This is a genomic window from Pantoea sp. Aalb (assembly GCF_009829985.1).
In the GTDB taxonomy this organism is placed as follows: domain Bacteria; phylum Pseudomonadota; class Gammaproteobacteria; order Enterobacterales; family Enterobacteriaceae; genus SZZU01.
In genome coordinates this window covers 143,870-156,571 of the sequence record NZ_SZZU01000001.1, presented here as the reverse complement: position 1 = coordinate 156,571, position 12,702 = coordinate 143,870, and the positions used below count along the sequence as shown (strand labels likewise).

Below are 12,702 nucleotides of genomic sequence, written 5' to 3'. Positions count from 1 at the left end.
GAATTAACTAATTAATTCGTTAAGGAAAGCAATAGAATTAAAATTAAATATATGAAATTTTCATTTAAATCTTAATTATGCAAAATATTTACGAGCATTATAAAAAATATACATCCATGGACTATCTTCACCCCATTCTGGAGGATACCATGAGTTATTTATAGTACGAAATACACGCTCAGGATGAGGCATCATAATTGTTACACGACCATTTTCATTAGTTACAGCTGTAATACCATTTGGTGAACCATTTGGATTAGCAGGGTAATGTTCAGTAACATTACCAAAGTTATTAATAAAACGTAATGCGATTAATTTTTTATTCTCTAATTCAGATAAATGTATATTATCACGCACTTCAACTAAGCCTTCGCCATGAGATATGGCTATTGGAATATGTGATCCAGCCATGCCATCTAGTAACAAAGATGGGCTAGGTGTAACTTCTACTAAGCTAAAGCGTGCTTCAAAACGTTCAGATTTATTCTTCACAAAACGCGGCCATAGTTCACTGCCAGGAATTAATTCGCGTAAAGCTGCCATCATTTGACAACCATTACAAACACCTAAAGCTAATGTTTGTGGCCGATCGAAAAACTTTTTAAATTGATTGCACATCTTATCATTAAAAATAATAGATTTTGCCCATCCTTCTCCAGCACCTAATACATCTCCATAAGAAAAACCACCACAAGCAACTATCATTTGGAACGTTTCTAGATCATGAAGACCCATAAATAAATCATTCATATGTACATCAATAGCTGTAAATCCTGCACGATTAAAAGCAGCAGCCATTTCAATATAAGAATTCACACCTTGCTCACGTAGTACAGCAATACGAGGTTTAATACCAGTAGTAATACTTATTGTAGCAATATCTTCTAATTTAAAAGTTAAATGAACATTAAGACCTGGATCATTATTATTTTTTTTAGCTGCATGTTCTTGATCTGCACATATAGGATTATCACGTAGGCGTTGTATTTGCCAACTAGTTTCAGCCCACCAAGTACGTAATACAGTTCTACTTTCACTATATATTAGGATATCATGAGAATAAATAAGAAAGTTATCTCCTGGTAAAGCTTGACCAATTATATGAATATTTTCCCTTAATCCATACTTAGTAAATATTTCTTGTATTATGGAAAAATCTGTTTTTTTAATCTGCAGTACAGCTCCTAGTTCTTCAGTAAATAATGAAGCCAATACATCTTGTCCTAATGGAGTTATATCTACTTTAATTCCACAATGACCAGTAAAAGCCATTTCTGCTAATGTTACTAATAAACCACCATCAGAACGATCATGATAAGCTAATATTTTTTTTTCAAAAATCAGTTTCTGAATAACATTAAAAAAATTAGTTAATTGTTCTATATTGCGTATATCAGCTGATTTTTCTCCTAATTGAGAATATACTTGAGACAGTGCAGTAGCACCAAGAGTATTTTTACTATTACCTAAGTCTATTAATAGTAATAAATTATCATGATTTGTATGTAACTGTGGAGTGATTGTTAGTCTTACATCTTTAATACGTGTAAAAGCAGTGATTACTAACGATAAAGGTGAAATAATTTCTCGTATTTCATTACCTTGTTGCCACCGAGTTTTCATTGACATTGAATCCTTACCCACTGGAATAGTAATTCCTAACTTAGGACAAAGATCTTCTCCTAATGCTTTTACTGCTTCATAAAGTCCTGCATCTTCATTTGGATGGCCAGCTGCTACCATCCAATTTGCAGAAAGTTTTACGCGTTTTAACGAACCGATAGCAGTTGCAGAAATATTAGTAATAGCTTCACCAACAGCTAAACGACTAGAAGCAGCAAAATCTATTAATGCTACAGGAGCACGTTCTCCAATAGCAAAAGCTTCACCGTAATATCCATTAAAACTAGCAGTTGTTACTGCACAGTTAGCAGTAGGAACTTGCCATGGACCTATCATTTGATCACGTGATACCATACCAGTAATACTACGATCACCAATTGTTATTAAAAAGTTTTTTTCTGCTACAGTTGGTAAATGCAATACACGATATATAGCATCTGATAAACTAATTTGTTTAGAATTAAATTCTATAGTTCTTAATTGATGTTTAACAACATTACAACAAAACTTTGGCAGTTTGCCACAAAATAGATCAATTGGTGTATCAATTGGTTTATTATGGAAATAATTATCTATAATGATTATTTTTTTTTCTTTAGTAACTTCACCTACAATGGCATAAGGTACACGTTCACGCTGGCAAAAGTTATGAAATAGAATAATTTTTTCAGGTAATATAGCTAAAACATAACGTTCTTGAGATTCATTACACCATATTTCTAATGGACTCATACTAGGTTCGTCATTTAATATATCACGTAAATTAAAGCTACCACCGTATTGGCTATAGCTAACTAATTCAAACATAGCATTAGCTAATCCACCAGCACCAACATCATGAATAAACAAAATAGGATTATCTTCACCTAATTGCCAACAACGATCAATTACTTCTTGACAACGACGTTCCATTTCCGGATTATCACGCTGTACTGAAGAAAAATCTAAATTAGTGTCTAGTTGTCCAGAAATCATTGAAGAAGCTGAACTACCTCCTAAACCAATGTTTAACGCCGGTCCACCTAATACTATTAATTTAGTACCTACCAAGATGTTTTTTTTTTTAACATGATCAGCACGGATATTGCCAATCCCACCAGCTAACATTATGGGTTTATGATACCCACGTATTTCAATACCGTTATGGCTATGAACTTGTTGTTCATATGTACGGAAATAACCGTTTAAAATCGGACGACCAAATTCGTTATTAAATGACGCACTACCTAACGGTCCTTCTATCATAATATCTAGTGCTGTTACAATATGATTAGGTTTACCAAAATCCTCTTCCCATGGTTGGATAAATCCTGGGATTTTTAAGTTAGATACAGAAAAACCAACCAAACCAGCTTTTGGCTTAGCACCACATCCAGTAGCACCTTCGTCGCGAATTTCACCGCCAGATCCAGTTGCTGCACCTGACCATGGGAAAATAGCTGTTGGATGATTATGAGTTTCTACTTTCATTAATATATGAGAATATTCTTTATGAAAAGAATATTCTCCTTTTTGTGTATTAGAATAAAAACGATCTATTTTAGAACCTTCCATTATTGCAGCATTATCTTTATAAGCAGATAATATATATTCTGGATTTTTCTTATAAGTATTTTTAATCATTTCAAATAATGACTTAGCTTGTCTTTTACCATTTATTACCCAATCAGCATTGAAAATCTTATGTCTACAATGCTCAGAATTAATCTGAGCAAACATATAAATTTCTATATCAGTTGGATTTCTACCTAATTTATTAAAAAAATCAAATAAATAATTTATTTCATTATTATTAAGCATTAATCCTAATTTAATATTAATTTTTTCTAAAGACTTTAGTCCTTTATTAAGGATATCAATTATCTTAAAAGATTTTGGGTTATTATAAGAAAATAATTTATGTGCATCATTAAAATCAAAAAAAACTGTTTCTATCATACGATCGTGTAATAAATTTATTAAAATAGACCATTGGATATCAGTAAGTTTTGGTGCATGTATATAAAATGCTATGCCACGTTCTAAACGTCGTATTTTCAGTAAATGACAATTATGTACAATTTCAGTAGCTTTAGATGACCATGGTGAAATAGTACTAGGGCGTGGTGTGACAACTAATAAACGACCTTTTGCCATCTTTTTAATATTAGCATAAGGACCATATTGTAGTAATTCTTTTAATTTGACTTGTTCTTTTTTACTTAGAGCTACATTTATATCAATGAAATGAACATATTCAGTATAAATTTCTTTTACGGGTAAATCAGCATTTTTAAATTTAGTTAAAAGTTTTTTTATACGAAATGTTGATAAAGCTGGTAAACCATGGAAAATTTCTATCATGAATAATTTCTCGTTTTTTAAGCGCTATTTAAAATTAACTTCATTGAAGGCATAGAAAAACTGAAGGTTTCATAGATAATTAGTATTTTTATAAAAGTAATAATAAAGATTATTTAAAAATTAGAACTTTTATTCTAATTTAACATTAGAGAAATTAATTAATATAATGAATTTTATATATATCATTATATTAAAAAATTTGTATACTTATTGTAAGTATATTAACTAACAAAATAAAATATAAGATTTTATTATATTTTTATTCATTAGTTTATTTATTTTTTTATAAAATTTACTTAAAAAGATGGAAAATAATATCTTCTTAAAAAAATAAAATTATATTGAATGTTTTATTTATTATTAAAACTTACTAATTTTTTTTAATTAAAATACAATTTTTTACTTTATTTTCTTTGCGACGTATATAAAAAAAATCGGTTAATAATTTTGAACATTCTGTTGCTAAAATACCATTATAAACTTTAATTTTATAATTTATTCCAAAATGAGTCATCATATTCATTAATAAACTAGATGTTCCAATTTTCTTATCTTTAGCACCATATACAAGTTTAGTAATACGACTATGTAAGATCGCACCTATACACATTACACATGGTTCTAGAGTTACATATAAAGTAATATCATCGGGTAATCGATAATTTTTCAGTATTTTTCCACCTTTTCGTATAGCTATAATTTCTGCATGACAAGTAGGATCATTATTAGAAATTGCTTGATTCCAACCTCTACTAATTACTTTATTCCTTTGAACTAATAAAGCTCCAACTGGTACTTCGCCTTGTTTTAAAGCACGATTAGCTAATTCTAATGCTTTATGCATCCAATATTCGTTAATTTTTGTAAGCAATAGCAGATTCCTATAGAATGAAAGTGTTACTTAACATATATATTATTAACATATATATTAAAAGATTAATTTAAAAAATAGATTATTTTATCTTTCGTAACTGACCTTTTGATGTCACTCGCCAACGATTTTCACAAAAATAAAGTAAAGAATCATCTTTTTTACTATCACTATATCCACTATAAAGTTGGAGCGGTGTTCCAATTTTAGCTGATAGCTGAGATACTTTTTCGTGTCCTAAACAGCGCATTGTTAATATAAGTCCTCCGTAACTTAATTTTATTTGACTAGCAAGTAATTTTATACGTGGTAAAAAAAAAGAATCGAAATAAACTTTTTCAACAATTGACTGAGGAGAACCAGTTATTACCCAAACATCAACATCATCTCTAGTAAGGTATTCATTTAAACGCTGTTGAACTATTGGGAAAAATTTTATACGTTTACGAAACCATATAACAAATTGATCTTCACATTGATTCAGATGCTTTTTACTATATCCGAAAGTAATTGACCAAAGTAACACACTCATTGGCCAACGAGCTGTATATCCTTTAATCAACATACCTAGTATTATTACTGGTATTAATAATACTATTAGTAATATATTGAAAGGATGATGACATAATAAGTAAAATATAAAATTACCAAACATATCTTGTTTATGTAAAGTACCATCTAAATCAAAAAAAACAACTTGTCGCTTTTTATTTTTTATATAAGAACTTTTATTCTTCATCTAATTAAAAATCTTAAATAATTATTTCAAATATTTTAGATATAAACAAAGTAAAAAATTATTTATATAATGTATAATAATTAATTATATAAATCATTTAATTACCTTAAATTATACTTTAACACTAATTAAAGTATTAATATGTATTTATTGATTAACTTTCTAGTATAACAGTAGCATAAGCATAATGATATTCATCAGCTAAAGTAACGTGCGTTTGCTTCACTCCAATCTTACAAGCCATCATTTTAGCATGTTTAAAAAAATGTAAGCCAGGTTTACCTAGTACATCATTATATACTTCAAACTGATTAAATGCTAATTGACCACGAATTCCAGTACCAAAAGCCTTAGCAGCTGCTTCTTTAACCGCAAAACGTTTAGCAAGAAATCGTATAGGCCTATTATGTGTTTTATATTTTTGCCATTCAGTTATACTTAAAATACGAAGGGCTAAATTATCTCCGAAACGTTCAATTACCTTTTCGACACGTTTAATTTCTATAACATCACTACCAAGACCAAGAATTGCCATCAATTACGTGCTTCCCGTATTAGTTGTTTCATTTCTTTAACTGCATTATCCAAACCAATAAATAATGCACGTCCAATAATTGCATGTCCTATGTTTAACTCATTGATTTCTGGAATAGCAGCAATTGGTTGTACATTATAATAATTTAATCCATGGCCAGCATTAATTTTTAATTTTAAACTTGAAGCAAAGGAAGCCGCATCACGAATAAGTTCTAATTCATTAGCATCGTGTTTAAGATTTTTTTCGTATTTAGAAGCATATAATCCAGTATGAAGTTCGATATAAGGTGCTCCAGTAGCTGCAGCTGCTTCGATTTGACGATGATCAGCATTAATAAATAAAGAGACTCCAATACCAGATTGACTTAGTTGCTGCACGAATGCATTGATCTTATTATATTGTTTAGTAATATCTAATCCACCTTCAGTAGTTAATTCTTGACGCTTTTCCGGTACTAAACAAACAAAATGTGGCTTAATTTTACAAGCAATGGCAATCATTTCGTCAGTTAAAGCAATTTCTAAGTTCATACGTGTCTGAATAGTTTTATAAATAAGAAATATGTCGCTATCAGAAATATGACGACGATCTTCACGTAAATGAACAGTAATTCCATCAGCACCTGCCTGTTCAGCAATAAGTGCAGCTTGTACTGGACTAGGATATTTTGTACCACGTGCATTACGTACAGTAGCAATGTGGTCAATATTTACTCCTAATAACAATTCAGACATAATATGAACAATCCTCAATAATTATAAATTATGAAACGAAAAATAATATAACTCATTAATTAAACATAAAATTCATCGGTATTTTTAAATATTTAAATGTTATTTTTTCTAAAAAAATCTTAAAAATCTTAAAAATCTTAAATTAAGAAAAAATCAATCAAAATACAAATCAAAATATATAGAAAAAAAATATGGTTAAATATTTATTTTTTTATGTAACCTATATTAATATTCTATCCATTTAGATTTTACTTTAACTAATAACTTAAGGGATACTTTTGACTTAAAGATTGATTCCATGTCTTTACGCGATTTAATTCCAATAGTTTTAATTTTAACTCCTTTATTTCCAATAACTATTCTTTTTTGACCATTACTTTTTACAAAAATTAAGGCATAAATATTATAACCTTTTTTTCTTTCAAACATAAATTTATGTATTTCTACATTAACAGAATATGGTAATTCAGCGCCAAGAAAACGCATTAATTTTTCACGAATTATTTCAGATGCCGTGAAGCTTAAAGAGCTATCTGTAATATGTGTTTTTGGATAAAGATGATTAGCTTGAGGAATACATTTATGTGTAAATTGAATGATTTTATCAACATTTTTTCCTGTTTTAGCAGAAATAGGAATAACTTCGAAAAAATTCATTTTTTGACTAATAAATTTAATGTGAGGTAATAAAATATTTTTTTCTCTAATTGTATCTACTTTATTAATTGCTAATATAACTGGTACTTTAGCATAATGTAATTTATTAAGCATTAATTCATCATCTAATATCCATCGCGTACCTTCTACAACAAAAATTACTAGATTAACATCAAGAATAGAACTAGTATTAGTAGCAACACGATTTACTAAACGGTTAACAAAACGGTTTCCTTTTGTATGCAAGCCTGGAGTATCTACATAAATGGCTTGGTAAGCTCCTTCAGTATGAATACCTATAATACTTTGGCGAGTAGTTTGATGTTTCTGAGAAGTAATTGATACCTTATGTTTTAATAATTGATTTAATAAAGTTGATTTGCCAACATTAGAACGACCTACAATCGTAATGAAACCACAATAATTTTTAAATTTGCTCATTTGAATAATATTTCATATGATACCAAGCTTGATTAATGCCTGTTCAGCAGCTGATTGCTCTGCTTTACGACGACTAGAACCTATACCAATTATTGGATCTAGTATACTACTTACTTGACAGTGAATGGTAAACTCTTGATCATGTGCTTCACCACATACTTGTACTACAATATATGAAGGTAATGGTAAATGACGACCTTGTAAATGTTCTTGTAAACGTGTTTTAGGATCTTTTTGTTTATCTCCAGGACTTATTAAGTCAAGTCTCTTCTGATACCAATGAATAATTAATTTTTCAACAGTATAGATGCTACTATCAAGAAAGATACTACCTATTAATGCTTCTAAAGAATCAGCAAGAATCGATTCTCGACGAAATCCACCACTTTTTTGCTCACCTGGTCCTAAATGCAAACATTCTCCAAGATGAAATTCACGAGCTATCTCAGCTAAGGTATTACCACGAACTAATGTAGCACGCATACGACTCATATCACCTTCGTCTACATGAGGAAACCGATGATATAATACATTAGCAATTACATAGCTAAGAATAGAATCACCAAGAAATTCAAGACGTTCATTATGCTTATTACTAGCACTACGATGAGTCAATGCTTGATATAATAATTCTGGATAATTAAAAATATAGCCCAGTTTGCGCTGAAGCTTGTTAACAAGAATGGGATTCATGCGATTCTATTTCTTCTGTACATCTATTACTCTGCTTAAAAAATAAAAGGATGATATATAATATTCTTCTTAGTACATGGTCTTCTTTCTTAGGAAGCCAATACATTTTTATCAATTTTATCAATAATATTGAACTTATGATCATTTAATACGCCCAATACGATTTAATCGTATGTTAGTTGGCCATTGCCCTTCTTGTTTTTCAAAACTCATCCAAATAGCAACTGCTTTACCAACTAAATTTTTTTCCGGTACAAATCCCCAGTAACGACTATCAGCACTATTATCGCGATTATCACCCATCACAAAATATTGTCCTTGAGGAACGATCCAAGTAGATTTTGGTTGGCCCGGTTGTTGATAATACATATTTACTTGACTCTGTACTTGATTTAATAACAATATATCGTAAGATACATTGCCTATTTTCTCTTTGCGTGTATCAAGACGTAAACCACTATACATATTTTTTCCTTGTAATACCTGATAAAAGCCGTTAATTACTTTTTCACCAAAAAAATTGAAGGTTTGAATAAAGGAACTGGGTTGAATATCTGTATAGATAATTGGTAATTTAACAATAGAATTCTTTTTTTGTTGAGTAAAACTTACTGTTAATGTTTTGCTCAACGGATTAAAAATTATTTTATCACCAGGTAACCCAATTATACGTTTAATATAATTAATACTAGGATCTTTAGGATATTTAAATACTGCAACGTCGCCGCGTTGTGGGTACCAGGTAGGAATTATTGTCGTTTGAGTAATAGGATCTTTAATTCCATAAGCAAATTTTTCTACGATAATAAAATCGCCAATCAATAATGTCGGCATCATTGAAGCAGAAGGAATTTGAAACGGTTCAAAAATAAATGATCGTATAATTAGTACTATGGCTAGTACTGGAAAAAGCGATGCAATGGTTTCTAACCAATATTTTACAGTTTTAATATTTAAAATTTTATTTACATTAGTAACAGATTTTTTTTGATAGCTCTCTGAAAACCATTTTAAAAAACACCAAATGATACCTGTTATTAAGGTAGAAGTTATTAAAATCAAGGCAAATATATTAGCCATTTAAATTTCCTTATTAGTTGTTTTTACCAATATGTAAAAAAATAAGAAATGCTTCCTTAGGTAGTTCAACGTTACCAATTTGCTTCATCCGTTTTTTACCTTCCTTTTGCTTTTGTAAAAGTTTTTTCTTTCGGCTAATATCACCACCATAGCATTTGGCTGTAACATTCTTACGAAGTTGTTTAACTGTTGAACGAGCGATAATATGGTTACCAAGTGCAGCTTGAATTACAATATCAAACTGCTGACGTGGAATTAAATTTTTCATTTTATCTACTAATTCACGACCACGATACTGTGAATTATTACGATGAATAATTAACGCTAATGCATCAACACGTTCTGAATTAATTAAAATATCAATACGTACCATGTCTGAAACTTGGAAACGTTGAAAATGATAATCTAATGATGCATAACCACGAGATATTGATTTTAAACGATCAAAAAAATCAAATACTACTTCTGTCATCGGAATTTCATAAATCAATTCAACTTGAGTATCGTGATAAACCATGTTTTTTTGAATACCCCGTTTTTCTATACATAACGTAATAATATTTCCTAAATATTGCTTAGGTAGTAACATGTGGCATTCAGCAATAGGTTCACGAAGTATTTTAATTTTATTGAGAGCTGGTAGTTTCGCAGGGCTGTCTACATATATAATTTTGCCATCTGTAGTTTCTACTTCATAGATTACTGTTGGAGCAGTAGTAATAAGATCAATATTATATTCGCGCTCTAAACGTTCCTGAATGATTTCCATGTGTAATAAGCCAAGAAATCCACAACGGAAACCGAACCCTAAAGCACTAGATCTTTCTGGTTCATAAAATAACGAACTATCATTTAAGCTAAGTTTACCTAATGCCTCTCGAAAAGCTTCATAAGAATCAGATTTCACTGTAAATAAACCAGCATAAACTTGAGGTTTTATTTTTTTAAATCCTGGTAATGCTTTATTTGTTGGATTACTATATAAAGTTAAAGTATCACCTACTGGTGCACCGATGATATTTTTAATAGAACATACTACCCAACCTACTTCACCACATTTTAGCTCAGTGCAATCAATCTGTTTTGGTGTAAAAATACCTAAACGATCAGCTTTATATACCTGACCACTACTCATTACTTTTATTTTATCACCTTTACGAAGGGTACCGTTTTTAATACGAATTAACGATACTACACCAAGGTAATTATCAAATCTAGAGTCAATAATTAGAGCTTGTAATGGTGCTTCTGAATTACCTTCTGGAGGAGGAATATCTCGAATTAAGCATTCTAGTACTTCTGATATGCCGAAGCCTGTTTTAGCTGAGCAGCGTACTGCATTAGTAGCATCAATGCCAATAATATCTTTGATTTCTTTAACTACACGATCTGGATCAGATGTAGGTAAATCAATTTTGTTAAGTATAGGTATTACTACTAAATTCATTTCCATTGCACTATAGCAATTTGCTAACGTTTGTGCTTCTACTCCTTGATTTGCATCTATTACTAACAATGCACCTTCACAAGCTGCTAGCGAACGTGAAACTTCATAAGAGAAGTCAACGTGGCCTGGTGTATCAATAAAATTAAGCTGATAAATATTTCCTCTAGCTGCTTTATAAGTTAAAGTAACACTTTGTGCTTTAATGGTAATACCACGCTCACGTTCTAATTCCATAGAATCTAAAATGTGTGCTGCTATTATTTTATAGTTATTTTGGCCATTACAAGTCTGAATCAAACGACCAGATAAGGTGGATTTTCCATGATCAATATGAGCAATGATGGAGAAATTTCTTATATTTTTCATTTTATAAAGATCTCCATTTGCAAATTAAATTTAAAAAGGTAACTGTATATAATAAAATCATATAATTTTATTAATAGACAAATAAACATAAAACTCCGTAAAAATAAAATAGTAATTTTTTTATTTAAATTTTAAAAAATAGATAAATTAAATAATTGCATAATCATTTCCTATAACTAGATGTGATTTTTAAAATTTTATTTTTTGCTGAGGATTAATAGATTAATTTTTTTATGTTTCTCAAGAAATAATGCTATTCTTTGTGTTATATAAAAACTTATGATTACACCTAAAATTGCTCCATAAACTGAAGCAAAATTTATATGAAATAATATTTCAAATATGATACTGAATAAAAAAATGCTAAATAATGGTATTATATAAACTAATATTGCTGAATATAATAAAATATGATCATGTACGCCTACTTCAATAACTTGACCAGGTTCTAAAGGAACTGAAATTTTCACTTTTATAATATAATTTTTACATGTTTTAATTATGTCATTATTAGTTAAACAATAAGTATTGCAAGTATTATTAGATTTTTTATAAAAAAGAGTTGCAATCCCTTCTTTCCATTCTACAACAATCATCCATCTTCTAATCATATAGATCTCCATAGTAATATTCATAATACTAATTAAAAGAAAATAATAATTTGTTGTAATCATTTAATTAGTCGGTATTTATGTTGAATTAAGATCATATGATACATGATAGTAATAAAATGGAATAAATTATTATTATATACTGACTCACATTAAGTATATTTAATAAACTAAGCATAAATACTAAAGGGATAAATACATTATAATTTTTTAAAAAGAATTGAGAATTCAATATAGAAAATATAAATTTAGAAGGTATGATGTGTTCATTTCTAGTATGTATTATTATTTACTTTGATCTAGATACTTTAATAAAGTAATAATAATCTATATTTTTATAACTTTTTATAAAAATATATATACGATAACTTTATTTATACATTATAATCAATAAATAATATTTATGATTAAAATTTTAAATCTCAATTTATAAAGAGTACTTTATTTTTATATATTACCAGTATTTAATTATAATGTGGAATGTTATTCTTATGACTTTTAAAAAAAAATAATGATATTTATTTACTTTAATATATAATAATAATACGTAGATTACACA

The 12,702-nt window shown here is 29.0% G+C and carries 10 protein-coding genes; all 10 read right to left on the bottom strand.

Annotated features, from left to right (window positions below):
* Positions 1–75 precede the first annotated feature (75 nt).
* On the bottom strand, positions 76–3,966 hold the full coding sequence (gene purL, locus FD728_RS00585) for a phosphoribosylformylglycinamidine synthase (RefSeq protein ID WP_159933771.1): 3,891 nt from the start codon (positions 3,964–3,966) through the stop codon (positions 76–78).
* A gap of 370 nt (positions 3,967–4,336) precedes the next feature.
* Complete coding sequence (tadA, locus tag FD728_RS00580; protein ID WP_236261811.1) at positions 4,337–4,837, bottom strand: tRNA adenosine(34) deaminase TadA; 501 nt, start codon at positions 4,835–4,837, stop codon at positions 4,337–4,339.
* Between the two features lie 82 nt (positions 4,838–4,919).
* On the bottom strand, positions 4,920–5,576 hold the full coding sequence (gene yfhb / locus FD728_RS00575) for a phosphatidylglycerophosphatase C (protein ID WP_159933769.1): 657 nt from the start codon (positions 5,574–5,576) through the stop codon (positions 4,920–4,922).
* Positions 5,577–5,730: 154 nt separating this feature from the next.
* On the bottom strand, positions 5,731–6,111 hold the full coding sequence (gene acpS / locus FD728_RS00570; RefSeq protein ID WP_159933767.1) for a holo-ACP synthase: 381 nt from the start codon (positions 6,109–6,111) through the stop codon (positions 5,731–5,733).
* Positions 6,111–6,848, bottom strand: coding sequence for a pyridoxine 5'-phosphate synthase (gene pdxJ / locus FD728_RS00565; protein ID WP_159933765.1), 738 nt, complete (start codon positions 6,846–6,848; stop codon positions 6,111–6,113). Before pdxJ ends, acpS begins: the two co-directional genes overlap by 1 nt.
* 225 nt (positions 6,849–7,073) lie before the next feature.
* Positions 7,074–7,946 carry a GTPase Era gene (era, locus tag FD728_RS00560; RefSeq protein WP_159933763.1) on the bottom strand — a complete coding sequence of 291 codons (873 nt, stop codon included), beginning with the start codon at positions 7,944–7,946 and terminating at the stop codon, positions 7,074–7,076.
* A 12-nt stretch (positions 7,947–7,958) separates the two neighbouring features.
* Positions 7,959–8,639, bottom strand: coding sequence for a ribonuclease III (gene rnc / locus FD728_RS00555; protein WP_159933761.1), 681 nt, complete (start codon positions 8,637–8,639; stop codon positions 7,959–7,961).
* A gap of 141 nt (positions 8,640–8,780) precedes the next feature.
* Entirely contained in the window at positions 8,781–9,719 is a 939-nt protein-coding gene (gene lepB, locus FD728_RS00550; RefSeq protein WP_159933759.1) for a signal peptidase I, read from the bottom strand.
* 13 nt (positions 9,720–9,732) lie between these two features.
* Positions 9,733–11,532, bottom strand: a complete 1,800-nt coding sequence (gene lepA, locus FD728_RS00545) for a translation elongation factor 4 (RefSeq protein ID WP_159933757.1) — start codon at positions 11,530–11,532, stop codon at positions 9,733–9,735.
* A 197-nt stretch (positions 11,533–11,729) separates the two neighbouring features.
* Positions 11,730–12,143 (bottom strand): SoxR reducing system RseC family protein, encoded by a 414-nt coding sequence (locus FD728_RS00540; protein ID WP_159933755.1) that lies wholly within the window; start codon positions 12,141–12,143, stop codon positions 11,730–11,732.
* Between the last annotated feature and the right edge of the window lie 559 nt (positions 12,144–12,702).

Bases quoted from the DNA above. Each gene is read 5' to 3' on its own strand.
- yfhb (WP_159933769.1), bottom strand. From the start codon at position 5,576: ATGAAGAATAAAAGTTCTTATATAAAAAATAAAAAGCGACAAGTTGTT.
- FD728_RS00540 (WP_159933755.1), bottom strand. From the start codon at position 12,143: ATGATTAGAAGATGGATGATTGTTGTAGAATGGAAAGAAGGGATTGCA.
- rnc (WP_159933761.1), bottom strand. From the start codon at position 8,639: ATGAATCCCATTCTTGTTAACAAGCTTCAGCGCAAACTGGGCTATATT.
- purL (WP_159933771.1), bottom strand. From the start codon at position 3,966: ATGATAGAAATTTTCCATGGTTTACCAGCTTTATCAACATTTCGTATA.
- lepB (WP_159933759.1), bottom strand. From the start codon at position 9,719: ATGGCTAATATATTTGCCTTGATTTTAATAACTTCTACCTTAATAACA.
- pdxJ (WP_159933765.1), bottom strand. From the start codon at position 6,848: ATGTCTGAATTGTTATTAGGAGTAAATATTGACCACATTGCTACTGTA.
- era (WP_159933763.1), bottom strand. From the start codon at position 7,946: ATGAGCAAATTTAAAAATTATTGTGGTTTCATTACGATTGTAGGTCGT.
- acpS (WP_159933767.1), bottom strand. From the start codon at position 6,111: ATGGCAATTCTTGGTCTTGGTAGTGATGTTATAGAAATTAAACGTGTC.
- lepA (WP_159933757.1), bottom strand. From the start codon at position 11,532: ATGAAAAATATAAGAAATTTCTCCATCATTGCTCATATTGATCATGGA.